The sequence below is a fragment of the Plantactinospora veratri genome (assembly GCF_036421995.1).
In the GTDB taxonomy this organism is placed as follows: Bacteria; Actinomycetota; Actinomycetes; order Mycobacteriales; family Micromonosporaceae; genus Plantactinospora; species Plantactinospora veratri.
Genome location: NZ_JAZGQL010000001.1, coordinates 45,901 through 70,476 on the forward strand (window position 1 = coordinate 45,901; position 24,576 = coordinate 70,476).

Below are 24,576 nucleotides of genomic sequence, written 5' to 3' on the forward strand. Positions count from 1 at the left end.
TCCAGGCCACCCTATCCGGGGCCGGGCAGGTCTGCGCCCCGCTCATGCCGGGCAGGCGGTCGGAGCGGGGCCGCGCTAGGCTGGACGCTGCCCTACTTGACCGTTCTGCCCGCTTTGCCTCCTGGTGGTCCCACTGGTCGCCGCTCGCGACCTCTCCTCGTGCGCCGAGGGTGGCACTGGATGAACGAAAGGCACAATGATGGTGTGGCCGCCGCCCGTGCGGAACCGCGGGGGTGCGGCGGAGCGGATGTGCCGACCACCTGGCGGCGCGGGCCGGCCGGACCGGCCCACCTCCTTCGAACCCTGAGCGAGGAACGATGACCACGGCGAAACAGATCTCTGCCGAGGAGCGGTCCACCGCCGAGGACGCGGTGCTGCTCAGCGAGCTCGCCGAGGCGTTGCGGCGGGTCCGTCGCGGCGATCTGAAGGTACGGCTGCCGCGCCGGGCGGGCGTCGCGGGCGAGGTGGCCGACGCCTTCAACGAGGTGGTGTCGGTGCAGGAGCGGCAGCACCTGGACCTGCGACGGATCAGCCGGATCGTCGGTCGGGACGGCCGGCTCACCGAGCGGCTGGACGAGGAGGGGCTGGACGGCGCCTGGGCCGAGGGGCAGCGGGCGATCAACTCGCTCATCGACGACCTCGGCCGGCCGACCACCGAGATCGCCCGGGTCATCGTGGCGGTGGCCGACGGCGACCTCTCCCAGCACATGGCGCTGGAGATCGACGGTCGCCCGCTGCGCGGTGAATACCTGCGGATCGGCCGCACGGTGAACACGATGGTCGACCAGCTCTCGTCCTTCTCCAACGAGGTGACCCGGGTGGCCCGGGAGGTGGGCACCGAGGGCGAACTGGGCGGCCAGGCCGACGTACGCGGCGTCGCCGGCACCTGGAAGGACCTCACCGACTCGGTGAACACCATGGCGTCGAACCTGACCTACCAGGTGCGGTCGATCTCGCAGGTGACCACGGCGATGGCCAAGGGCGACCTGTCGCAGAAGATCACCGTCTCGGCCAAGGGCGAGGTCGCCGAGCTGGCGCACACCATCAACGGACTGACCGACACGCTGCGGCTCTTCGCCGAGCAGGTGACCCGGGTGGCCCGGGAGGTCGGCACCGAGGGCAAGCTCGGCGGCCAGGCGGACGTGCCGAACGTCGCCGGCACCTGGAAGGACCTCACCGACAGCGTCAACTCGATGGCGTCGAACCTGACCGCCCAGGTCCGGAACATCGCCCAGGTGTCGACGGCGGTGGCCCGGGGCGACCTCAGCCAGAAGATCACGGTGGCCGCGCAGGGCGAGATCCTGGAGCTGAAGGACACCGTCAACACGATGGTGGACCAGCTCTCGTCGTTCGCCGACGAGGTGACCCGGGTGGCCCGGGAGGTCGGCATCGAGGGCAAGCTCGGCGGCCAGGCCCAGGTACGCGGCGTCTCCGGCACCTGGCGGGCGCTGACCGAGAACGTCAACCAGCTCGCCGGCAACCTGACCTCGCAGGTCCGGAACATCTCCCAGGTCTCCACCGCGGTGGCGAAGGGCGACCTGTCGCAGAAGATCACCGTGGACGCGCAGGGCGAGATCCTGGAGCTGAAGTCGACGGTGAACACGATGGTGGACCAGCTCTCGTCGTTCGCCGACGAGGTGACCCGGGTGGCCCGGGAGGTGGGCACCGAGGGCAAGCTCGGCGGCCAGGCCGAGGTGAAGGGGGTCTCCGGCACCTGGCGGGACCTGACCGACAACGTGAACTCGATGGCGTCGAACCTGACCGCCCAGGTCCGCAACATCGCCTCGGTGACCACGGCGGTGGCGAAGGGCGACCTGTCGCAGAAGATCACCGTCGACGCCCGGGGCGAGATCCTGGAACTGAAGTCGACCGTGAACACGATGGTGGACCAGCTCTCGTCGTTCGCCGACGAGGTGACCCGGGTGGCCCGGGAGGTCGGCACCGAGGGCAAGCTCGGCGGCCAGGCCCAGGTGCGCGGCGTGGCCGGCACCTGGCGGGACCTGACCGACAACGTGAACTCGATGGCGTCGAACCTGACCGCCCAGGTCCGGAACATCGCCCAGGTGTCGACGGCGGTGGCCCGGGGCGACCTGAGCCAGAAGATCACCGTCGACGCGCAGGGCGAGATCCTGGAACTCAAGCAGACCGTGAACACGATGGTCGACCAGCTCTCGTCGTTCGCCGACGAGGTGACCCGGGTCGCCCGGGAGGTCGGCACCGAGGGCAAGCTCGGCGGCCAGGCCCAGGTGAAGGGGGTCTCCGGCACCTGGCGGGACCTGACCGACAACGTGAACTCGATGGCGTCGAACCTGACCGCCCAGGTCCGCAACATCGCCTCGGTCACCACGGCGGTGGCCCGGGGCGACCTGTCGCAGAAGGTCACCGTCGACGCTCGGGGCGAGATCCTGGAGCTGAAGGGCACCGTCAACACGATGGTGGACCAGCTCTCGTCGTTCGCCCACGAGCTGACCCGGGTCGGCCGGGAGGTCGGCGTCGAGGGCAAGCTCGGCGGTCAGGCGCAGGTCAAGGGCGTCTCCGGTACCTGGCGGGACATCACCGAGAACGTCAACCAGCTCGCCGCCACGCTGACCACCCAGCTCCGGGCGATCGCCCAGGTCTCCACGGCGGTGACCACCGGTGACCTGACCCAGCGGATCGCCGTACAGGCGCAGGGCGAGGTCGCGGAGCTGAAGGACAACATCAACCAGATGATCGTCACGCTCCGGGAGACCACCAAGAAGAACGCCGAACAGGGCTGGCTCGACTCCAACCTGGCCCGGATCGGCGGCCTGCTCCAGGGGCAGCGCGACCTCGGCGAGGTCTGCCGCATGATCATGACCGAGGTGACCCCGCTGGTCGACGCGCAGCTCGGCGCCTTCTTCCTCGCCGACACCGACGAAGCGGTGATGCGGCTGCGGCTCACCGCGTCGTACGGCTACGTCGCCCGGCACCACGACGTGACGTTCGGCCCCGGCGAAGGGCTGGTCGGGCAGGCCGCGCTCTCCCGGCGGACGATCCGGGTCGGCGCCCCGCCGAACGGCAGCCTGACGGTCCGGTCCGGACTCGCCGCCACACCACCGGCCGACCTGGTCGTGCTGCCGGTGCTCTTCGAGGGGGAACTGCTCGGCGTCATCGAGTTCGCCAGCGTCTCGCCCTTCTCCGACCTGCACCTGGCCTTCCTGGAGCGGCTGGTCCTCACCATCGGCATCGCGGTGAACACCATCCAGGCCAACCGGCGTACCGAGGAACTGCTCTCGCAGTCCCAGCGGCTCGCCCACGAACTCCAGGAACAGTCCGCCGAACTCCAGCGCACCAACGCCGAACTGGAGGACAAGGCGCAACTGCTCTCCGAGCAGAAGGGCAACATCGAGACGAAGAACCGGGAGATCGAACTGGCCCGGATCGGTCTGGAGGACAAGGCGCAGCAGTTGGCCCGAGCCTCGGCGTACAAGTCGGAGTTCCTGGCCAACATGAGCCACGAGTTGCGTACACCGCTCAACTCGCTGCTGCTGCTGGCCCGGCTGCTCGCCGACAACTCGGAGCACAACCTCACCGAGAAGCAGATCGAGTTCGCCCGCACCATCCACAGTGCCGGCTCCGACCTGCTCTCGCTGATCGACGACATCCTCGACCTGTCCAAGATCGAGGCGGGCCGGATGGACGTCGAGCCGACCGAGGTGCGCTTCTCCGAGATCCGCAGCTACGTCGAGCAGGCGTTCGCGCCACAGGCCGAGGAGCAGGGCCTGGACTTCCAGGTACGCATCTCCAAGGAACTGCCGGCGACCCTGGTCACCGACGCACAGCGGTTGCAGCAGATCCTGCGCAACCTGCTCTCCAACGCGGTCAAGTTCACCGACAACGGGGCGGTGACGCTGCGGATCGGTCCGGCGCCGGAGGGGGCGTTCTTCGACGTACCGGCACTGGCGACCGCGCACCAGGTGGTGGCGTTCACCGTCATCGACACCGGCATCGGCATCTCGGACGACAAGCTCGGGCTGATCTTCGAGGCGTTCCAGCAGGCCGACGGGACCACCAGCCGGCGGTACGGCGGCACCGGGCTGGGGCTGTCGATCAGCCGCGACCTGGCCCGCCTGATCGGCGGAACGATCACGGTCTCGTCGGCGCCGGGGCAGGGCTCGACGTTCACCCTCTTCGTACCGGACGTGCTGGCGCCGGATGCGGTGGTCGCCCCGGTGCCGGTACCGCCGATGCAGACGCCCCGGGGCGGGCTGCCGGCGATGCTGCGCAACCAGAGCGAGCCGGACCGGCCGATCACCCCGGCGGCCCGGCAGCTCGACGGCGCCACCGTGCTGATCATCGACGACGACGTCCGCAACGTCTTCGCCCTGACCAGCGCGTTGGAACTGCACGGCATGACCGTGCTCTACTCGGACAACGGGGTGGACGGGGTACGCCTGCTCGCCGAGCATCCGGAGGTGGACATCGTCCTGATGGACGCGATGATGCCGGACCAGGACGGTTACGAGACGACCCGGGCGATCCGCCGCAACCACCGCTTCACCGACCTGCCGGTGGTCTTCCTGACCGCCAAGGCGATGCCGGGAGACCGCGAGTCGGCGCTCGGTGCCGGTGCGAGCGACTACATCACCAAGCCGGTGGACCTGGACGAGTTGATCGAGCTGATGGCCTCCTGGGTCAACGGGGGCGGACGGGAGGTCGAGGGTGACCGCAGGTGATACCGGAATGATCCGCGGCGAGGGGACGATCGGGTGAGCGAGCTGGCCAAAGCCCTGCTGGTCGACGACCGGCGGGAGAACCTGATGGCGCTCGAGGCGATCCTCCAGGGGCTTCCCGTTCAGGCGGTCGCGGTGGAGAGCGGCGAGGCGGCGCTGAAGCAGCTCCTGGTGGAGGACTTCGCGGTGATCCTGCTCGACGCCCAGATGCCGGAGATGGACGGTTTCGAGACCGCCAGCCACATCAAGCGGCGGGAGCGTACCCGGCACGTGCCGATCATCTTCCTCACCGCCGCCGACCGGGACGCCCAGCTCGCGCTGCGCGGGTACGCCGTCGGCGCGGTCGACTACCTGACCAAGCCGTTCGACCCGTGGGTACTCCGGGCGAAGGTCTCGGTCTTCGTCGAGCTGTGGGTGAAGACCCGGCAACTCGCCGCCCAGTCCGAGCTGGTCCGGGAACGGGACAACCAGTGGCGGACGATGACCGAGGCGGTGGACGACGCGGTGGCGCTGCTCCGCTCGGACGACCCGGAGGGTCGGGACCGGGCGGTGGAGGTGCTGGAGCAGGCGCGCTGGGGTGCGGTGGCCTGACCGGTGCGGCGCCCCCGGCCCCGACGGGTCAGCCGGTGGCCTGTTCGTTGCGGATCATCAGGGCGGAGCGCAGGCCGGTGATGTCCAGCACCCGGAGCAGGAAGTCGCCGACGTTGGTCAGCACCAGCAGACTCTGCGCGTGACTGGCCTTGCGGCTGAGTACGACCAGGGTGCCGAGGCCCTGCGAGTCACAGAACGTGACGTCTGCCATATCCAGCACGATTCGGGACGGCGCGTCGCCGAGTACCTCGTTGACGACGCTGGACAGCCTGGCGGCGGTGAGCATGTCGATCTCGCCGGCGAGGACCAGCGTCACCTCCTCGGTGCCGCGCTGCACGCCGATGGTCAGGTCCGCCCGGTTCACCCGATCAGCCTATCGCGACCTACCCGAACCGGCCTGTCGATGGCGATCCGCCCCGCCGCCCGGCCCGGGTACCCGGTGCCGGGCGCGGCGCCGCCACCGTGCCGGTGGAGGTGGTCGGGTCGGCGTCCGGGCGTGACGTGGACGACGGCCCGAGGGGTGGGTGCCGGACCCACAGGTAGCGCTGACAGAATGGCGAAACCGTGAGTGAGACGTACCCCGCCGGCCCCGGTCGCTACCCGGCTGCGGCACCGGCCTCCCAGGCCCTGTTCGACCGCGCCCGCACCCTCGTGCCGGGCGGGGTGAATTCTCCCGTGCGCGCGTTCCTGGCCGTCGGCGGCACGCCGCGGTTCATGACCAGGGGCGAGGGGGCGTGGCTCTTCGACGCGGACGGGCGACGCTACGTCGACCTGGTCTGCTCGTGGGGGCCGCTGATCCACGGGCACGCCCACCCCGAGGTGGTGGCGGCGGTGCAGGCCGCCGCCGCGTACGGGACGAGTTTCGGCGCCCCGACCGAGGCCGAGGTCGAGCTGGCCGCCGAGATCGTCGCCCGTACCCCGGTCGAGCAGGTCCGGCTGGTCAACTCGGGGACCGAGGCGACGATGTCGGCGATCCGGCTGGCCCGCGGCTTCACCGGGCGGGGCCGGATCGTCAAGTTCGCCGGCTGCTACCACGGGCACGTCGACGCGCTGCTCGCCTCGGCCGGGTCCGGGGTCGCCACGCTCGGCCTGCCGGACTCGCCCGGGGTCACCGGGGCGGCGGCGAGTGAGACGGTGGTGCTGCCGTACAACGACGTGGCGGCGGTCGAGGCGGTCTTCGCGGCCCAGGGGTCGGAGATCGCCGCGATCATCACCGAGGCCGCGCCCGGGAACATGGGCGTGGTGGCGCCCCGGGACGGGTTCAACCAGGCGCTGGCCCGGATCGCGCACGCACACGGCGCGCTGCTGATCGTCGACGAGGTGATGACCGGTTTCCGGGTCTCGGCGGGCGGCTGGGCGGGGCTCGATCCGGTCGACGCCGACCTCTACACCTTCGGCAAGGTGATGGGTGGCGGGCTGCCGGCGGCGGCGTTCGGCGGCCGCGCCGAGGTGATGGGGCGGCTCGCCCCGGCCGGCCCGGTCTACCAGGCCGGCACGCTCTCCGGTAACCCGCTGGCCACCGCGGCCGGGCTGGCCTCGCTGCGGCTGGCCGACGCGACGACCTACCAGCGGCTCGACTCCACGGCCGCCACCGTGGGCAAGCTGGCGAGCGACGCGCTGGCCGCCGCCGGGGTGCCGCACCGGCTCTCGTACGCCGGGAACATGTTCTCGGTCTTCTTCACCGACGCGGACGTCTACGACTACGACACCGCGCGGACCCAGGACGTCGCGGCGTTCCGGGCGTTCTTCCACGCGATGCTGGCCGGCGGGGTCTACCTGCCGCCCAGCTCCTTCGAGTCGTGGTTCGTGTCGACGGCGCTGGACGACGCCGCGCTGGAGCAGGTCGCGGCGGTGTTGCCGGTCGCGGCGCAGGCTGCGGCGGCCGGTCACGGGGGGTAGGGAACGTGGGCAGCACAACGGTGGTGCACGTGCTCCGGCACGGTGAGGTGTACAACCCGGAGAAGATCCTCTACGGCCGGCTGCCCGGATACCGCCTCTCCGAGCTGGGCGTGCAGATGGCGAAGGCGGCGGCACAGGCGCTCGCCGAGCGGAACGTCACGCACGTGGTGGCGAGTCCGCTGGAGCGGGCCCAGCAGACGGCGGAGCCGATCGCCGCGCAGTTCGGGCTGCCGGTCGGGGTCGACGAGCGGCTGATCGAGAGCGCCAACTGGTTCGAGGGGAAGCGGGTCTCGCCGGGCGACGGCTCGTTCCGGGACCCGCGCAACTGGTGGGTGCTGCGTGACCCGGTCACCCCGTCCTGGGGCGAGGCGTACACGGCGATCGCCGAGCGGATGTTCGGGGCCCTGCACGCGGCCCGGATCGCCGCCGAGGGGCGGGAGGCGGTCTGCGTCTCGCACCAGCTTCCGATCTGGACCCTGCGCCGGTACGTCGAGCACAAGCGGCTCTGGCACGATCCGCGCAAGCGGCAGTGCGGGCTGGCCAGCCTGACCTCGTTCCACTTCGACGGCGCCAAGATCGTCGGTATCGGCTACACCGAGCCGGCCGCGCACCTGGTCGCCATGTCGCCGACGGCCCGGACGGCCAAGGGGGCATGAGATGAGTCGCCCCCGGCGGGTCGCCGGCCCCGGCGCACTGCTCGCCGTCGCCGTGACGCTGGCCCTGGCCGGCTGCTCGGGCGGCGGCGACGGCGACTGGAAGGACGACTGCACGACCAGGGACGGCATCGTCGAGTGCGCGCCGGAGCACCGCCCGGCGGCCCCGGCGGTCTCCGGCGAGCTGCTGGACGGCGGGACGTACGACCTGGCGCAGGAACGGGACCAGGTGGTGGTGGTCAACTTCTGGGGCTCCTGGTGTGCCCCGTGCCGGGCCGAGGCGAACGACCTGGAGGAGACCTACCAGGCGACCAGGGACCGGGGCGTGCGTTTCCTCGGCATCAACATCCAGGACGGGCGGGACAAGGCGAAGGGCTTCGAGGCGGCCTACAAGGTCAGCTATCCGAGCCTCTTCGACCCGCCGAGCCGGTTGGCGCTGGCCTTCGACATCCCGCCGAACTCGATCCCGGCGACCATCGTCCTCGACCGGGAGAGCCGGATCGCCGTGGTGATCCGCTCCGGCGTCACCCGGGCCACGCTGGAGCCGATCGTCGCCCGGGTGGCCGACGAGCAGCCGCCGGGCGGGCCGAACTGATGGCCGGGCGAACGATTACCGGCGGGTCGGGCTGATGGGCGAGACCTTCGCCGAGCTGGCCGAGAGCGGGCCGCTGCTGCTGGCGATCGGGGCGGCCGCGCTGGCCGGCCTGGTCAGCTTCCTCTCGCCGTGCGTACTGCCGCTGGTTCCCGGCTACCTGTCGTACGTGACCGGGCTGGCCGGCAGCGACCTGGAGCAGCGCCGGGCCGCGACCGACCGCGCCCCCGACGGACCGGGCGCCGCGCCGGCCGACGGCGGCGGGGTGGCGGTGGCGACCCGGCCGGCCCGGACGCCCCGGGCGGTCCGGGGCCGGGTGCTCGCCGGCACGCTGCTGTTCATCGCCGGCTTCACCGTCGTCTTCACCCTGACCGCGGTACTGGTCACCGCCGTCGGCCAGGCGCTCTTCGCGCAGAAGCGACCGCTGGAGATCGGCATCGGCATCGTGGTCATGCTGTTGGGCCTCTCCTACCTGGGGCTGGTCCCCGGGACGCAGCGGGAGTTCCGGATCCGCCGGCTGCCCGCCGCCGGCCTGCTCGGCGCCCCGGTCTTCGGGGCGGTCTTCGCGCTCTCCTGGGTACCCTGCGTCGGCCCGACCCTCGGCGCGGTGATCGGGATGGGCACCGCGAGCGGCCAGGCCGACCGGGCCGCGCTGCTCGCCGCCGCATACTGCCTGGGGCTGGGGCTGCCGTTCGTGGTCTTCGGGCTCGGCTTCTCCCGGCTGCTCGGACTCTTCCGGGCGGTGCGCCGGAACAGCCGCTGGGTCACCCGGGTCGGCGGGGCACTGCTGATCGTGATCGGGTTGGCCCTGGTCACCGGCGGCTGGCAGGACCTGGTCATCTGGTTGCAGACCACGTTCGGGGTCGGCGAGGTGGGCATCTGATGTCGACCGAGGAGCGGGAGACCGTGACCGGACCGGGTGCCGCGCAGGCCGGCGTCGCACAGGCCGAGCCGCCGGCGGCCGCCGGCCCGACCGGGGACGACCAACCGCCCCGGGTACGCCGTAGCCCGCTGCCGCTGGCCCTGCTGCGCAACTCGTGGCGGCAGCTCACCAGCATGCGTACGGCGTTGATGCTGCTCTTCCTGCTGGCCCTGGCCGCGATTCCCGGCTCCGTGCTGCCGCAGCGCAACATCAACATCGAGAACGTCAACCGGTACGCCGTCGAGCATCCCGATCTCTTCCCGATCCTGGACCGGCTGGGCGGCTTCGACGTGTACGCCTCGCCGTGGTTCTCGGCGATCTACGTACTCCTGTTCACCTCGCTGGTCGGCTGCATCGTGCCCCGGCTGCGCGACCACGTCCGCGCACTTCGCGCCGCCCCGCCGCCCGCGCCGAAGCGGCTGGACCGGCTGCCCCGGCATGTCGTGCTGACCGACTCCGACGCGGACCCGGCCCGGATCGCGGCGGTGCTGCGCAGGCGGCGCTGGCGGGTGGTGGTCCGCGGCGGCACCGTGTCGGCGGAGAAGGGCTTCCTCAAGGAGACCGGCAACCTGCTCTTCCACCTGTCGCTGCTCGGGGTGCTGCTCGGCATCGGCCTCGGCTCCTGGTACGGCTGGCACGGCAACCGGCTGCTGGTCGCCGGCCCGGACAACTCGTTCTGCAACACGCTCCAGCAGTACAGCGAGTCCAAGCTCGGGCACCGGGTGGACGGCAGTGACCTGCCGCCGTTCTGCCTGGAGTTGACCGACTTCTCGGCGACCTTCCTGCCGACCGGGCAGCCGTCGTCGTTCCGGGCGACGACGCTGGTGGAGCAGGGCGACCGGGCGCCGTACCGGGCGAGTTTCTCGGTCAACGACCCGCTGCGGCTGGACGGGGCCAGTGTCTACCTGCTCGGGCACGGCTACGCGCCGATCCTGCGCTACACCGACCGCAGCGGCGAGACGCAGGAGAGCGACGAGGCGTTCCTGACCATCGACGGCAACCTGACCAGCGAGGGCGTGGCGGCGTTTCCGGACGTCAACCTCGACCCGGTGACCGGGGCGCGCAACCCCGACCTCCAGGTCGCCTTCGAGGGGCTCTACCTGCCGACCGCGCCGGAGGCGCCGCCGTTCGTCCGCTCGACGTACCCGGCGGAGCGGTCCCCGGCGGTGATGCTCTTCGCCTACCGGGGCAACCTCGGGCTGGACGCCGGGGTCCCGGGTTCGATCTACCGGCTCGACCAGCGCCAGGTGAACAGCGGCAAGCTCAAGCAGCTCGGCGAGGGCAAGCTGCTGCGCCCGGGTGAGAAGTGGACGCTCGACGACGGTACGTCGGTGGAGTTCGTCGGCACCCGCCAGTACGTCACCATCTCGGTCCGCTCCGACCCGGGCGAACGGATCGTGCTGGTCAGCTCGGTACTGCTGTTGCTCGGGCTGATGCCGTCGCTCTTCGGCCGGCGGCGCCGGGTCTGGTTCCGGGTTTCTCCGGCACCAGCCGACGCGACCACGACGGGTCGTAGTAGTTTGGTGGAGGTCGGTGGCCTGCCGCGTACCGAGTACGCGGGGTTCGCCGACGAGTTCGACCGGCTCGTCGCCGCCGTGCGATCCGACGGGGCACGGGACGACGGAACGCATCCCGAGCGGGCGCGATCCGACGGTGCGACGGAAGAGGAGACCGACTGATGGCCGCGCTGTCCGACCAACTCCTGGTGGTCGCGATCCTGGGCTACCTGCTGGCGATGATCTGCCACGCCGTCGAGTACGCCTTCGGCACCCGCAGTGTGATCGGCCGGGCGGCGGCGCGACCGGAACGCGCACGAGTGCTGGTCGGGGCCGGGGTCGGCGCGGCCGGTGGGTCCGGTCCGGCCGACGAGCCGGGCGGCCCGGTCGCCGGGACGAAGCTGCCCGGCGCCGACCTGCCGGTGCCGACCGGCGGGGCGCGGGCGGTGCTGGCCGGGCGGGCCGCCGTCGCGCTCACCGCGCTCGCCGCCGTGGTCCACCTCGCGGTGCTGGTCACCCGGGGCATCGCCGCCGAGCGCATGCCGTGGGGCAACATGTACGAGTACCTGCTCTCGGTCACCTTCGTCGGGGTGGTCGGCTGGCTGGTGCTGCTCTACCGGCGTTCGACGCTGCGGCATCTCGGGCTCTTCGTCGCGCTGGCCATGGTGCTGCTGCTGGCGGTGGCCGGGCTGGTGCTCTACGTGCCGATCGTGCCGCTGGTGCCGGCGCTCGACTCGTACTGGTTCGTGGTGCACGTGGCGACGATCGCGGTCTCCTCCGGCATCCTGCTGCTCGGCGCGGTGCCGGCGGTGATGTACCTGATCCGGCACGGCTACGACCAGGGCAGGCGGAGTTTCCCGTACAGCCTGGGGGCGCGGGTGCCGGCCGCCGACACGCTGGAGCGGTTGACCTTCCGGCTGCACGCGTTCGCCTTCCCGATCTTCACCTTCGCGGTGATGGCGGGTGCGGTCTGGGCCGAGGCGGCCTGGGGCCGGTACTGGGGCTGGGACCCGAAGGAGATCTGGGCCTTCATCTCCTGGGTGGTCTACGCCGGTTACCTGCACGCCAGGGCGACGCCGAGCGTGAAGCGCCCGGTGGCGACCTGGATCGCCGTGCTCGGCTTCCTGACCATGCAGATGAACCTGTACGGCGTGAACATCTTCTTCGAGGGCCTGCACTCGTACGGCGGTCTCGACTGATCCCTCCGACTCCTCCGCGGGGCGACTATCTTCAGCCTTGACTTATATAAGCGAGGCGTGAAAGATCGGGATGTACGCGCGACCGACCGCGCGTGCCACCCTGCCACCCCGTACCGGGAAGGAGCTCCGCGAAGTGTCTGCGATCGCGCCCCAGAAGGTCACCACGTTCCTGATGTTCCAGGATGGCAACGCCGAGGAGGCGATGACCTTCTACACGTCGCTCTTCGACGGCGGCGAGGTGCTCGCCGTCGACCGGTACGGCCCCGGCCAGGACGGTCCCGAGGGTTCCGTCCGGCACGCGACGTTCGCCCTGGCCGGTCAGCAGTTCATGTGCATCGACAGCAGCGTCCGGCACGAGTTCGGCTTCACCCCGGCGGTCTCGCTCTACGTGACCTGCGGGTCGGAGAAGGAGATCGACCACCTCTACGGCGCGCTCGTCGAGGGCGGTCAGGAGCTGATGCCGCTCGGCTCGTACGGCTTCAGCGCCAAGTTCGGCTGGGTCAACGACCGCTTCGGCGTCTCCTGGCAGCTCACCCTGCCCACCGACGCCGCCCCGGCCTAGGACGCCGCCCGGTGGCGGAAGTCCCGACCATGATTCTCGGCGAGTTGCGGTTACCGACGCGCCGCAACTCGCCAGGAATCATCGCGTCACCCGGTCCACCGGGTCGGGGTCGGGGTCAGGGCTGAGGGAGGTGGCCGGGTCGGGCCAGCGGCGGCCGTTCTGCCAGTACGCGTGGATCTCCGCCAGGCTGCGGTCCTTGGTCTCCGGCGCGCGCAGGTAGAGGAAGACCCAGGTCAGCAGCGTGATCCCGAGCAGTGCCCCGAAGGTGGCCACCCCGCCGAGCCCGACCAGCGCGCCGAGGAAGAACTGTGCCAGTAGGAAGTTCGCGGTGAGGTTGGGCAGCAGCAGGGCGGTGGCGCCGGCCCCGCGCAGGTGGTCGCTGTAGCCCTCCGAGGCGTACACCCAGACCAGTGAGCCGAGCCCGGCGTTGAAGCCGACCGCGAAGAGCAGCAGCCCGCCGAAGCCGAGCCTGGTACTCCAGCCGTCGACCGACTCCAGGGCGAACGCGGCGACCAGCAAGCCGTGCCCGAGCGCCATCACCGCCGTACCGGTCAACAGGGTGGCCCGGCGGCCGAGCCGGTCGACCGCGACGGCGGAGCAGAGCGACGCGACCAGGCCGGCGAGTTGGACGACGGCGGGCAGCACGAGCAGCGCGAACGGGCCACGGAAGCCCATCCCCTCGAAGATGCGCGGACTGAAGTTGCTGACCGCGCTGATCCCGGTGAGCTGGACCAGTGTGCCGAGCACGATCACGAACAGCGTCACCGGGCGGTAGGCCGGGCCGAAGAGTTCGCGCAGCGCGTTGGTCCGGTCGCCGGTCGGGCCGGGTGCCCGGGTCGCGCGGTCGCCGCGCAGGGCCAGCCCGTGCGGCGTCTCCGGCGCCGGGACCAGCAGCACCACCACGAGTACCCCGAACACCGCCGAGAGTCCGAGCATGATCCGCCACTGTCCGGTGTCGGCCAGCAGGTATACCACCAGGAACGCCCCGACGATGCCGCCGATGGTGGACACCTGGTGCAGTACGGCGATCCGGCCCCGGCGGGCGGTCGGGGCGGACTCGGCCACGAAGATCGGTACCACCACGCTGGTCACTCCCAGCACCAGCCCGAGCAGGAACCGGGTGACGTTCAGCCAGAGCAGTTCCGCGACCAGCGGCGAGGCGGCGGAGAAGACCGCCGCCCCGACCGCCATCCAGAGCAGGGTGTACTTGCGGCCGAGTGCCGCCACCAGTCGACCGGCGAGCACGGTGCCGAGGATCATGCCGACGATCGGTACCGCGAAGAGGCTGCCCTGCGCGGTGGTGTCCAGTCCGAGCCGTGGGGTGAGGAAGAGCTGCGCGCCGGCCATCGCCGCCCCGAAGTAGCCATAGTTCAATCCGGTGGCGACGGCTACCGCCGTGGTCCGGCCGACGGTCGCGGCGGGGCGCGCTTCAGACATGCGAATGATCATCAGGCAGGAGTGGCCGGCCGGCCACTCCGTAACCACCGGACCGGCCCGCCGCCTCGGCGGCACGGTCGAGGAAGAGCGTCCGTTCCCGGGCGTTGCGGGTCAGCTCGGCGGCCCGGCTGAACTCGCGCCGGGCCTCGTCGTGCCGTCCCAGCCGGGCCAGCAGGTCGCCCCGGACGGCGGGTAGCTGCGGATAACCCGCCAGGACGGGTTCGTCGACCAGCGTCTCGACGATGGCCAGGCCGTCGGCCGGGCCGGTGGCGTTGGCGAGCGCGACCGCCCGGTTCAGCTCGACGATCGGCGACGGCGACACGTGCACCAGCACCCGGTAGAGCGCGGCGACGCGTACCCAGTCGGTGTCGGCGGCGGTCCGGGCCCGCGCGTGGCAGGCCGCGATCGCCGCCTGGAGGGTGTACGGGCCGATGCCCAGCGACTCGGCCCGGTCCAGGGCGGCGAGGCCGCGCCGGACCAGCAGCCGGTCCCAGCGCCGACGGTCCTGGTCGGGCAGCAGGATCGGCTCGCCGTCCGGCCCGGTCCGGGCCGGGATCCGGGACGCCTGCAACTCCAGCAGCGCCACCAGGCCGTGCACCTCGGCCTGTTCCGGCATCAGCCCGGCCAGGATCCGGCCGAGCCGCAGCGCCTCGGCGCAGAGCGCCGGCCGGGTCCAGTCGGCACCGGCGGTCGCCGAGTAGCCCTCGTTGAAGACGAGGTAGACCACCTCCAGCACCGAGCCGAGCCGGTCGGCCAGCTCGGCCCGGGGCGGCAGCTCGAACGGTACGCGCTTCGCGGCGAGGGTACGTTTCGCCCGGGTGATCCGCTGCCCGACCGTCGGCTCCGGCACCAGGAACGCCCGGGCGATCTCGTCGGTACGCAGCCCGCCGAGCAGCCGCAGCGTCAACGCCACCCGTCCCTCGGTGGGCAGCACCGGGTGGCAGGCGATGAAGATCAACCGAAGCAGGTCGTCGTCGATCCGATCGGGGTCCAGCGCGGCGGCCAGTTCCGCCTCGGTCGGGTCCGGCCGGCTGCTCACCTCCCGCCCCAGCTCCTGAAGCTTCCGCTGGTACGTCGTACGCCGCCGGAGCAGGTCGACCGCCCGGTGCTTGGCGGTCGACATCAGCCAGCCGCCAGGGTTCGCCGGTATCCCCTCCCGGGGCCACTGCTCCAACGCGAGGACCAGCGCGTCCTGGGCGAGTTCCTCGGCGAGCCCGACGTCCTGGACCAGCCGGGCGACCCCGGCGACGATCCGGGCGGACTCGATCCGCCAGACCGCCTCGACGGCCTGCCGGCCGGCCTCCCGACGTCCCGCCACCGCCACGACCACCGATCCAATCACGCCGCCGCCGTCCAGGGCGTAGACCTTGACGACCCGTTGCCGTTCCGACGACGACAGGTCAGCAAGGTCCGCCTGAAATCCACTCCCGGTGGAGGGGCGGGCCGGTGGGGTGCAGGCCGCTGGGGAGGTCAGGCCGGTGGGGGTGCGAAGTCCTCCGGCCCGAAGACCCGGAGTACCTCACCCTCGCCCTCCCAGCCCGGCCACATGTCGCGGTGCAGTTGCAGGAACCGGGAGACCCATTCGACAGCCTCCTCCTTGGCACGCACCTCGTACAGCGCGTAGCTGATCGTCTCCTTCGCCTCGGTGAACGGCCCGTCGGTCACGCTGAGCCTGCCGGTGGCGACCTGTAGTCGGGACCCCTCCGCACTCGGGGCCAGTCCGCCCTGGTCGAGCAGGGCACCGGCGGCGGTCGCCTCCTCGCCGAGCTGCATGATCGCCTCCATCAGCCCGGGCGGCGGCGGGGCCGTGGTCCGAGTGGCCCGCAACAGTGCCAGATAACGCATCTCGTTCTCCTTCGGTCGGTTGGGGATTCGCGGTCGGGGCGTACCGGGGTGCCGCTCGGCTCAGGCGGCCGGGGCAGGGGTGGCCCGACGGTAGAGGTGGGCCGCCAGGGCCGAGACCCAGACCCAGGCCAGCACGATCGCTCCGGTGAAGGCGAGGTTGGACCAGACGGCTCCGCCGCCGGCCGCCATCGCCAGGAAGCCGGCGAGGAACAGCACACCGGTCGACCGGGAGAAGGCCGCCCAGCCTCGCCGCCCCTCGGCCGAGAACCGCCGGCCGACGACCAGGCAGGCCGCGACCAGGCAGCCGAAGCCGATGCCACCGGCCAGGAAGTGCAGCGTGCCGTGCCACGTTACCGCCGTACCCGTCTCCGGGGTGCCGATCGGGAAGCCCAGCGCCGGGTCCGCCCGGAACGCCCCGGCCGCGACGAGGCTGATCCCGTACGCCCCGATCAGCCGGGGTGCCCAGCCCGCCCCGGTGCCCGGGGTGAGGCTGCGGCGCAGTCCGAGCGCGAGTGCGCAGGTCATCAACCCGGTCACGACCAGGTTGCCGATCTGGATCCAGCCGAGCGCGCCGTTGGCCAGCAGGCTCCAGGCGTGCCGGGTCAGGTCGAATCCGTCCCGGGTGAGTGCCTGGGCCAGCGACACCAGGACGTAGCCCGGCCCGGCGAGTACGCCGTACGCCAACAGCGTCCTCGTGACGCTGCTCGCCGGGTCGCACGGCTGGCCGGCCGCCCCGGGACCGGTGCTGTGCCGCTGTGCTGTCGTGCTGTGCCGCTTCGCCGTCGTGCTGGGCCGGTTCATCGTCGTCCTCCTCGGGTTCCGCCGGTCCGGGGTTCGGCACCCGGACCGGTCGCTATCCCTGCCTCGAACGGGCGACGGCGGATCCGACAGGTCGGCCCGATTCTCTTCGAGGAAATTTTCCGGTACCCGGCTGGCGCGGCGCTGAGCTGGGCAGATCCGCCGGTCGCGTGCCGTACCCGGGGTGCGGTCGTAGGCTCGGAATCATGTCCTGGACGACCTATGGCAGCTTCCTGGTCTTCGCGGTGGTGCTGATCGTGGTGCCCGGCCCGGACTTCGCGGTCGTCACCCGGAACACCCTCGCCGCTGGTCGCGGGCGGGGCTGGTGGAGCGCGGTCGGCGTCGCCTGCTCCAACGCCGTACAGGGCAGTGCGGCCGCGGCCGGCCTGGGGGCGGTGATCGTACGGTCCCAGCCGCTCTTCCAGACGATCAAGTGGGTCGGAGTCGGCTACCTCGCCTTCCTCGGCCTCCAGGCGCTCCGCTCGGCCTGGCTCGGCCGGTACGCCCCGATCGGCGGGGACCAGACCGATCCGCCGGGAGAGGCGCTCGCCGGCTGGCGACAGGGGTTCCTGTCCAACATCACCAACCCCAAGGTGCTGGCCTTCTATCTCGCGGTACTTCCGCAGTTCGTCGGGCATCGCGCCCCGTTGGCCGTACTGCTGCTGTTCGCGCTGAGTCACGCGGTGCTCTCGCTGCTCTATCTGCTGACCCTGGTCGGGCTGCTGCACCGGGCCCGCCGGGTGCTGTCCCGGCGCCGGGTACGGCGGGCGATGGACGCCGGAACCGGTGTCGCGATGCTCGGCTTCAGCGTCCGGCTCGCCACCGAGCGGGCCTGACGCGCCACCGAGCGGGCCTGACCGGCTGACCACGCCCGGCCGCCTTTGGGACGAACGTCGCGAAAAGGAGTCTTGCTGTTGACAAGATGCCCATCGCCAGGGCATCTTGACGATGCCAAGTTACGCTTCCTGCTACCGCCCGGGAGACCCGTGATGTCGTCCGCCACCCAGACCACCGCCGCCATCCTGCTGATCACCGTCTCGACCATCGCGTTCGGCGGGTTGTCCCTGCTCATGCAGCTTGTCCGGCGGATACCCGGCTATCTGGACAACCCCGTCCGGCGGGCGCTCTGGACCGCCGGACACGCCCACGCGGGGGTCCTCGTGCTCTTCGCGCTCGTCGCGCTCCTCTATCTGGACCGGGCCGACTACGGCGAGGGGATGCGGACGCTGATCCGGGTCCTGCTGGTCGCCGCGCCGATCCTGATGCCGATCGGCTTCTTCCTCTCCGTCGTACGCCCCTCGGACACCCGGCCCAACAAGCTGATCTGGCTGGTGGGAGTCGGTGGGGCGAGCCTGACGGTCGGCACCCTGCTGCTCGGCGTCGGCCTGCTCTGACTGTGCGGCCCCGGGGCCGGGCCGAAGGGCGGCTCCGGGGCGCGCCGACGGGACCCGGCGACGGGAGCCCGGTCACGGCGGGGGACCCGGCCGTGTCACCCCGGCCGGCGGTGCGACAGACTAGCGAGCATGGCGGCTCGTGGCTTCCCGTACACCGATCTCCGGGAGTTCCTCACCGCGCTGGAGAGCGCCGGCGAGTTGCGCCGGGTCCCGGTGCCGGTCGACCCGACGCTGGAGATCAGCGAGGTGGTCACCCGTACCGTCCGGGCGAACGGACCGGCCCTGCTCTTCGAGCGCCCCACCCGGGGCGAGATGCCGGTCGCGATCAACCTGTTCGGCACCGAGCGGCGGATGGCGATGGCGCTCGGCGTCGACCGGCTGGACGAGATCGGCGAGCGGATCGGCGCGCTGGTCAAGCCGGAACTGCCGGTCGGCTGGTCCGGCATCCGCGAGGGGCTGGGCAAGGTGATGCAGCTCAAGTCCGTACCGCCGAAGAAGGTCAAGACCGCCCCCTGCCAACAGGTGGTCTACCGGGGCGCCGATGTCGACCTGAACCGGTTGCCCGGCCTCCAGGTCTGGCCCGGTGACGGCGGGATCTTCCACAACTACGGGCTGACCCACACCAAGCACCCCGAGACCGGCAAGCGGAACCTCGGGCTCTACCGGTTGCAGCAGCACTCGCACAACACCCTCGGCATGCACTGGCAGATCCACAAGGACTCCACCGCACACCACGCCGTCGCCGAGCGTCTCGGCCAGCGGCTGCCGGTGGCGATCGCCATCGGCTGCGACCCGGTGGTCAGCTACGCCGCCTCGGCCCCGCTCCCCGGGGACATCGACGAATACCTCTTCGCCGGCTTCCTGCGCGGCGAGCGGGTCGAGATGGTCGACTGCCTGACCGTGCCGCTCCAGGTGCCGGCGCACGCCCAGATCGTGCTGGAGGGCTACATCGAACCCGGCGAACGGCTGCCGGAGGGACCGTTCGGCGACCACACCGGCTTCTACACCCCGGTCGAGCCCTTCCCGGTGCTGCACGTCGAGGCGATGACCACCCAGCGGGAACCGGTCTACCACTCGATCATCACCTCCAAGCCGCCGCAGGAGGACCACGGGCTCGGCAAGGCCACCGAGCGGATCTTCCAACCGCTGCTCAAGCTGCTGATCCCGGACATCGTCGACTACGACCTGCCGGCCGCCGGGGTCTTCCACAACTGCGCGATCATCTCGATCCGGAAGCGCTATCCGAAGCACGCCCAGAAGGTGATGAACGCGATCTGGGGCGCCCACCTGATGTCGCTGACCAAGCTGATCGTGATCGTGGACGAGGACTGCGACGTGCACGACTACGCCGAGGTGGCCTGGCGGGCCTTCGGCAACGTCGACTACGCCCGGGACCTGCTGCTCACCGAGGGGCCGGTGGACCACCTCGACCACTCGTCGTACCAACAGTTCTGGGGCGGCAAGGCCGGGGTGGACGCCACCCGCAAGCTGCCGACCGAGGGCTACACCCGGGACTGGCCCGAGGAGATGACCATGTCGCCGGAGATCCGGTCCCTGGTGGACAAGCGCTGGAAGGAGTACGGGATCTCATGACGGCGGTGGCGGAGTCGCCGGGACGGGTCAAGTCCTTCCTCCGGCTGGTGGCGATCGAGCACTCGGTCTTCGCGCTGCCGTTCGCCTACCTCTCCGCGCTGACCGCGATGCAGCGGCACGGCGGGCAGGTGCGCTGGCTCGACCTGCTGCTGATCACCATCGCCATGGTCGGGGCGCGGACCTTCGCCATGGCGGCGAACCGGATCATCGACCGGCGGATCGACGCGCGCAATCCGCGTACCGCCGGGCGGGAGTTGGTGACCGGGGCGGTGAGCGTCCGGACGGCCTGGACCGGCGCCGTCGTCGCACTGGCGGTCTTCCTCGGTGCCGCCGCCGCGCTCAACCCGCTCTGCCTGGCCCTCGCCCCGCTCGCCGCGATCCCGCTGGTGGTCTACCCGTACGGCAAGCGGTTCACCGACTGGCCGCACGCGATCCTGGCCCTGGCCCAGGCGGTCGGCCCGGTCGGCGCCTGGCTCGCGGTGACCGGCACCTTCGACGGCTCCGGCCCGGCCTGGCTGCTCGGCGCGGCGGTCGGACTCTGGATCGGCGGCTTCGACCTGATCTACGCCTGCCAGGACATCGACGTCGACCGCCGGATCGGGGTGCGCAGCGTCCCCGCCCGCTACGGCCTCCGGTTCGCTCTGCACGCGTCGACCGTGGCCCACGTCGTGACGTTCGGCCTCTTCTTCTGGTACGGCGAACTGGTCGGACTCGGCTGGCTCTGGTGGGTCGGGCTGGCGCTGACCGCGCTCGCCTTCGGCTATCAGCACGTGGTGGTGAGCCCGACCGACCTGTCCCGGGTCAACCGGGCCTTCTTCACCGCCAACGGCTTCGTCGGGATCGCCCTGTTCGTCTTCGCCCTGCTCGACCTGGTGGTCCGGCTCCACCTCGCCGGCTAGGCGGCGGGTCCGGAGCGGCTCGTGGTGCGCCCGGTACCTACCTCCGGTCGACCCACCACATCGGACCGGAGCAGTCGCGGGCACGATGGTAGGTGTCCGGCGGCGTATCGGACGGCGGCAACTACTCGCTAGGACTATCGACACTCCTCCCTGTACGCATCAATATTGACGCGGTGACGAGGAGTGAGCGTAAGAGCTGGGTCGTCGGCGGATTCGTCGTGGCGGCGATACTGGTAGCGACCGCCGTCGTCTGGTGGTTGCGCGGCCGTGAGGTGGCCAGCGTGGTCGTCGGGGTCGGCAGCCTCCTCGCGGCGATCGTCGGTCTCGTCCCGCTGCTGGCCGGACGATCCGCGCCTGCGGCGGGTGCCGCGCCGGATTCCGTCACCGTGATCCGGGCGGGCCTGCTCGGCCGGGTACGGCGGGTGCTGGTCCGCGCCGCCAGCGGCAGCCGGAACGAGATCTCGGCCCGAGCCGGCGGGATCGTCGAGGACGCCGGGGTCGAGAACCAGTCGCCACCGCCCCGGCAGGCCGGGCCGACCGGGCAGCTTCCGCCGGCTCCGCCGGGACCGGCTGCGCCGGTCGGTGCCCCGGCGCCTGCCCGGCCAGGTGCCGGCGGCACCTCGTCGGGCGTGCGGCTGAAGGCCCGGGTGGTCGACGGAATGGTGAGCCGCGACGCCCAGCTCGACCGGATCACCCAGAAAATCCACAATGGCGAGACCGGGATCTTTGCGGTACTCGGCGGGCACGGCATGGGCAAGTCGGCGTTCCTGCGGCAACTGCACGACCGGCTGGCTCGGGACGCGCCGGACGTCCTGCGGGTGCCTACGGAGGGGGCGATGCTCGTCGACAGGTACGGCCTCTCCGAATCGCTCAGTGGCCAGTACGGCGACGACCTCACCCCGACCGCGGCCGGCCTGCTGCTGGAGCGGTCGTCGAACCTCCTCGGCAACCTGTCCGAGGTCCGGCCGCCCGGATCGGACGGGGAGGACCACCAGTTCGATGGGTTCGTCCAGGCCATCGGCACGGCGAAGACGGCCGGCGAGGCTCTGGTACGGGTCACCAACGAAGTTTCCGCGTCCACCCTCGGACGGACGGACACCCGGATCGACATCACTGTCACGGAAACGGCGGCCGCCGTCGTGGACCGGGCCCGGAGGGCGCAGTGGCTGATCGACGAGGCGTTCATCGCGGACTGGCAGGCCTGGCTGAACGGCCGACGCGCCGTGGTGGTCCTGGACGGGTTCGAGACGCTCATCGACGACGCGGTGGGGCAGTGGCTGGTCGGGCTCGCCTGGCGGCTGCCGAACACCCTCGTCGTCGTGCCGCTCATTCCCCGCGACTACGCCGAGCATGTCCGGAGCCTGGTGGACCCGAACCGCTCGGAGGAACTGCCGCTGCTCTCCACCGGCGAGGTGGGGGAATACCTGCGGCACCACCTGGGCGGCGGAGCGACCACGGAGCTGGCCGAGGCGGTGCACGACTTCACCGGCGGCCATCCGTCCGCCGTCGGGCTGGTCCACCGGCTCATCCAGGAGCGTGGGGAGGAGGCCCGGCAACCCGATCAACTGCGTGCGGTACTGGCGCGCCTCTCCGCCGACGGGGAGCTGAACGTCGCCCGTCTGGTCGAGGCGATCCTCGGCCGTCGGCGGCGGGCACTGCTGCGGGCGGTCGAGGTGGCCGCGCTGCTGAACTCCTTCGACCCCCCACTGCTGCAACGAGTCCTGGAGACCGACGCGGATCTTGACGAGGGGCCGGCCGGGGCGGAGCGGGCGGCACTCGACGCGAGCAGCGTCATCGCGGAGTTCCAGCGGCTCGGCCTCCTCGACCGGGCCTCCGACGGGACACGGTTCCGGGTGCACGAGTTCATCCGTCCGGCCCTCGCCGCGCGGATGGCCCGGCTCTATCCGCAGCGGTGGAGGCCGATCCACCGGGCCGCCGCAGCCCACTACTTCGAGCTGATCACCGAGTTCGAGGACAAGACCGACAAGGCGTACGGCTCCTGGTACAAGTACGAGGACCCGGTCTGGCAGGCGTACGAGACCGAGTGGCTCTACCACTGCGCCCAACTCCCGGACGAGCGCTACCTGACCCGTACCCGGTTCGTGCTCATCTTCATGGAGGCCTTCTGGTGGTGGGGTCTCTACGTCGACTTCCCGTTCTGCCACCACCTGCTGGAGAGCTGGGAGTCGGCGGCCCAGGACGACGACGACCGGAAGCTGCTGCGTCAACTGCACCGGTTCCACCTCAACTACCTGCCCGGCCCCGCCAAGCCAGCCGGTGCACACTGGACCGAGGTGCGGCGGGCGCTGCGGGCGGTCCGCGAGGTCTGCGGGCTGCGCGGCGGCTGGCGGGACCCGCGGTTGCCGGCCGACATCCAGGAGAGCCGCTTCCGCACCTCGCTCTACCTGCGACTCTTCGACGCCCACGCGCTCTGGTACGACGACCGACCGGATCAGGCCGCCGAGGAGTACCGCAAGCTCGAACCGGATTTCCTGGAGCTGGGCGACGACGTGATGACCGCCTGGTTCTACTACGAGTGGGGCGACATCGGGCTTTCCGCCGATGATCCGGCAGCGGCGGCGACCCGGGTCGGTCAGGCGCTGCGGCTGGCCCGGGAGATGGCCGACGGGCCGGAGGGCGAGGTCGACTCGGAGCTGCTGGCGAACCTGCACCGCTGCCTCGGCGACCTCTGCTGGCCGGGTGATCCGGTCACCGCCGCCACCGAGTACGGGCTCGCGGTCCGGCACGCCTTCCTGTTCCAGCGCACCGACAACGCCCTCGACCACAGTGTCAACGCGCCCGACGAGTACACCCAGCGCTTCTACCAGGAGATCTCGGACCGGGCGACCGGCCGGGCCCGCGAGTCGGCGGACCGGACCGATCGGGAGGAGATCATTGCCGCGCTGGTCGCGCCGACCGGAGGCGCGGCCCCGGGCGACATCCGGTCAACGGTGCTGACCGGACTCTTCCCCCGCAACGCACTCGACACGGAGCTGCATCTGCGGGAGTCGGAGTTCGCCGAGTACTGGGGCGATGTGGTGGAGCGGTGGGACCTCGACATCCCCGCCGAGCTGGAGCTGGCGATCGCTCTGGCCGACCGGATTCACGCCCAGCGGTCGCCCGGATAGCGGAGTCGTCGACCGGATAGCGCGGCGGTCGCCGGTCGAGGGGCCGGCGGCCGGCGTACCCGGATGTCCCGTCGCGGCAGCTAGCCGTCGACCCGCAGCGGCGGCACCTCGGCGTACTGCTCGGGGGCCAGCAGGACCAGCGGGTCGGGCTCGCCGTCCAGCCGGGCCAGCAGTCCCGCGTACGCCATGTCCTCGGACTCGTCGACCGCCTCCGAATCCGTGTAGTACTCGGTGACGAAGTCGCGCACGGTCTGCCGGGGGAGTGTCTCGGCTCCGGTGGCGGCGAGCAGCAGCATCCCGCCCACCCGTTCGGCGCCCGGCCGGACCCGGGGCTGCACGAACGGGCTCGGCACCAGCCGGAAACCGGCCCGGCCGTAGAACCGGAGCCGCTTGACCGGGTCGCCGTGCGGCCCCGCCGAGTGGAAACGGGGGTCCTCGACCTCGGCGACCGCGACGACCGCGTCGGCCCGCTCCCGCCAGGTCGGCAGCACACGCAGCAGGGTCGAGCCGATCCCGCCGCCGCGCTGGCCCGGGCGGACCGCGAGGTAGCTCAGCAGCAGCACCCGGGAGTCGGCGAAACAGTCGGCGATCATCACGCCGACCGGTACGCCGTCGGTGAGGGCGACCGCGGCGAACGTCGAGGGGTCGCCGGAGGCCATCCGGCCGCCGAGGCTCTCCGCCGTCTCCAGCTCGTCGGCGGGGAAGTTCGGTTCGAGAACCTCCTCGTACGCCCGCCGGAACAGGTCGGGATCGTAGTCCGCCACGAGGTCGTGGACCTGGACGTGGTCACCGGGGGAGCCGACTGCCGGGGCGCTCACCCGGCCATCCTCCAAGCCGGCTCCGGCGACCCGCAAGCCCCCGAACGGTCCGACAG

At 71.5% G+C, this 24,576-nt stretch carries 20 protein-coding genes; 14 read left to right on the forward strand and 6 right to left on the reverse strand.

The genetic code is table 11. The features are described 5' to 3' along the window. Positions 1-317 precede the first annotated feature (317 nt). Together V1634_RS00205 and V1634_RS00210 are read left to right on the forward strand one after the other, a co-directional pair. Positions 318-4,697: a hybrid sensor histidine kinase/response regulator gene (locus V1634_RS00205; protein ID WP_331205672.1), complete on the forward strand. Its 4,380-nt coding sequence runs from the start codon at positions 318-320 to the stop codon at positions 4,695-4,697. Positions 4,698-4,730: 33 nt separating this feature from the next. Next, positions 4,731-5,285: a response regulator gene (locus tag V1634_RS00210; RefSeq protein WP_331205673.1), complete on the forward strand. Its 555-nt coding sequence runs from the start codon at positions 4,731-4,733 to the stop codon at positions 5,283-5,285. A 28-nt stretch (positions 5,286-5,313) separates the two neighbouring features. Here V1634_RS00210 and V1634_RS00215 read toward each other — a convergent pair whose 3' ends face one another. Next, positions 5,314-5,649 (reverse strand): STAS domain-containing protein, encoded by a 336-nt coding sequence (locus V1634_RS00215; RefSeq protein WP_331205674.1) that lies wholly within the window; start codon positions 5,647-5,649, stop codon positions 5,314-5,316. A 200-nt stretch (positions 5,650-5,849) separates the two neighbouring features. Between V1634_RS00215 and hemL the strand changes: the two genes are divergently transcribed. From hemL to V1634_RS00250, 7 genes are all read left to right on the forward strand, one after another. Beyond that, positions 5,850-7,184: a glutamate-1-semialdehyde 2,1-aminomutase gene (hemL, locus tag V1634_RS00220; protein WP_331205675.1), complete on the forward strand. Its 1,335-nt coding sequence runs from the start codon at positions 5,850-5,852 to the stop codon at positions 7,182-7,184. Between the two features lie 20 nt (positions 7,185-7,204). Next, a complete protein-coding gene (locus tag V1634_RS00225) occupies positions 7,205-7,840 on the forward strand; it encodes a histidine phosphatase family protein (protein WP_331206081.1) in 636 nt (211 codons plus the stop codon). A 1-nt stretch (position 7,841) separates the two neighbouring features. After that, positions 7,842-8,432 carry a TlpA family protein disulfide reductase gene (locus V1634_RS00230; protein WP_331205676.1) on the forward strand — a complete coding sequence of 197 codons (591 nt, stop codon included), beginning with the start codon at positions 7,842-7,844 and terminating at the stop codon, positions 8,430-8,432. 34 nt (positions 8,433-8,466) lie between these two features. After that, on the forward strand, positions 8,467-9,312 hold the full coding sequence (locus V1634_RS00235; protein WP_331205677.1) for a cytochrome c biogenesis CcdA family protein: 846 nt from the start codon (positions 8,467-8,469) through the stop codon (positions 9,310-9,312). Next, positions 9,312-11,030 carry a cytochrome c biogenesis protein ResB gene (locus tag V1634_RS00240; protein WP_331205678.1) on the forward strand — a complete coding sequence of 573 codons (1,719 nt, stop codon included), beginning with the start codon at positions 9,312-9,314 and terminating at the stop codon, positions 11,028-11,030. The genes V1634_RS00235 and V1634_RS00240 overlap by 1 nt, the downstream gene beginning before the upstream one ends. Continuing rightward, positions 11,030-12,046: a c-type cytochrome biogenesis protein CcsB gene (ccsB, locus tag V1634_RS00245; RefSeq protein WP_331205679.1), complete on the forward strand. Its 1,017-nt coding sequence runs from the start codon at positions 11,030-11,032 to the stop codon at positions 12,044-12,046. Before V1634_RS00240 ends, ccsB begins: the two co-directional genes overlap by 1 nt. Before the next feature lie 133 nt (positions 12,047-12,179). Beyond that, complete coding sequence (locus V1634_RS00250) at positions 12,180-12,608, forward strand: VOC family protein (RefSeq protein ID WP_331205680.1); 429 nt, start codon at positions 12,180-12,182, stop codon at positions 12,606-12,608. Positions 12,609-12,686: 78 nt separating this feature from the next. On the opposite strand, the gene V1634_RS00255 is transcribed toward V1634_RS00250, so the two are convergent. From V1634_RS00255 to V1634_RS00270, 4 genes are all read right to left on the reverse strand, one after another. Then, positions 12,687-14,045, reverse strand: coding sequence for an MFS transporter (locus tag V1634_RS00255; protein ID WP_331205681.1), 1,359 nt, complete (start codon positions 14,043-14,045; stop codon positions 12,687-12,689). Continuing rightward, positions 14,038-15,387 (reverse strand): RNA polymerase sigma factor, encoded by a 1,350-nt coding sequence (locus V1634_RS00260; RefSeq protein ID WP_331205682.1) that lies wholly within the window; start codon positions 15,385-15,387, stop codon positions 14,038-14,040. The genes V1634_RS00255 and V1634_RS00260 overlap by 8 nt, the downstream gene beginning before the upstream one ends. A gap of 128 nt (positions 15,388-15,515) precedes the next feature. Then, a complete protein-coding gene (locus V1634_RS00265) occupies positions 15,516-15,890 on the reverse strand; it encodes a YciI family protein (RefSeq protein WP_331205683.1) in 375 nt (124 codons plus the stop codon). Between the two features lie 60 nt (positions 15,891-15,950). Next, complete coding sequence (locus V1634_RS00270) at positions 15,951-16,691, reverse strand: DUF998 domain-containing protein (RefSeq protein ID WP_331205684.1); 741 nt, start codon at positions 16,689-16,691, stop codon at positions 15,951-15,953. Between the two features lie 203 nt (positions 16,692-16,894). Between V1634_RS00270 and V1634_RS00275 the strand changes: the two genes are divergently transcribed. The 5 genes from V1634_RS00275 to V1634_RS00295 all read left to right on the forward strand — a co-directional run bounded on the left by V1634_RS00275 (position 16,895) and on the right by V1634_RS00295 (position 23,702). Further along, on the forward strand, positions 16,895-17,524 hold the full coding sequence (locus V1634_RS00275; RefSeq protein WP_331205685.1) for a LysE family translocator: 630 nt from the start codon (positions 16,895-16,897) through the stop codon (positions 17,522-17,524). Positions 17,525-17,677: 153 nt separating this feature from the next. Then, on the forward strand, positions 17,678-18,082 hold the full coding sequence (locus V1634_RS00280) for a hypothetical protein (RefSeq protein ID WP_331205686.1): 405 nt from the start codon (positions 17,678-17,680) through the stop codon (positions 18,080-18,082). A gap of 129 nt (positions 18,083-18,211) precedes the next feature. Then, on the forward strand, positions 18,212-19,675 hold the full coding sequence (locus tag V1634_RS00285) for a menaquinone biosynthesis decarboxylase (RefSeq protein ID WP_331205687.1): 1,464 nt from the start codon (positions 18,212-18,214) through the stop codon (positions 19,673-19,675). Continuing rightward, positions 19,672-20,574 (forward strand): menaquinone biosynthesis prenyltransferase MqnP, encoded by a 903-nt coding sequence (gene mqnP, locus V1634_RS00290; protein ID WP_331205688.1) that lies wholly within the window; start codon positions 19,672-19,674, stop codon positions 20,572-20,574. Before V1634_RS00285 ends, mqnP begins: the two co-directional genes overlap by 4 nt. Positions 20,575-20,747: 173 nt before the next feature. Next, positions 20,748-23,702, forward strand: coding sequence for an ATP-binding protein (locus tag V1634_RS00295; RefSeq protein WP_331205689.1), 2,955 nt, complete (start codon positions 20,748-20,750; stop codon positions 23,700-23,702). Positions 23,703-23,782: 80 nt separating this feature from the next. Here V1634_RS00295 and V1634_RS00300 read toward each other — a convergent pair whose 3' ends face one another. Continuing rightward, complete coding sequence (locus V1634_RS00300; protein ID WP_331205690.1) at positions 23,783-24,520, reverse strand: GNAT family N-acetyltransferase; 738 nt, start codon at positions 24,518-24,520, stop codon at positions 23,783-23,785. Between the last annotated feature and the right edge of the window lie 56 nt (positions 24,521-24,576).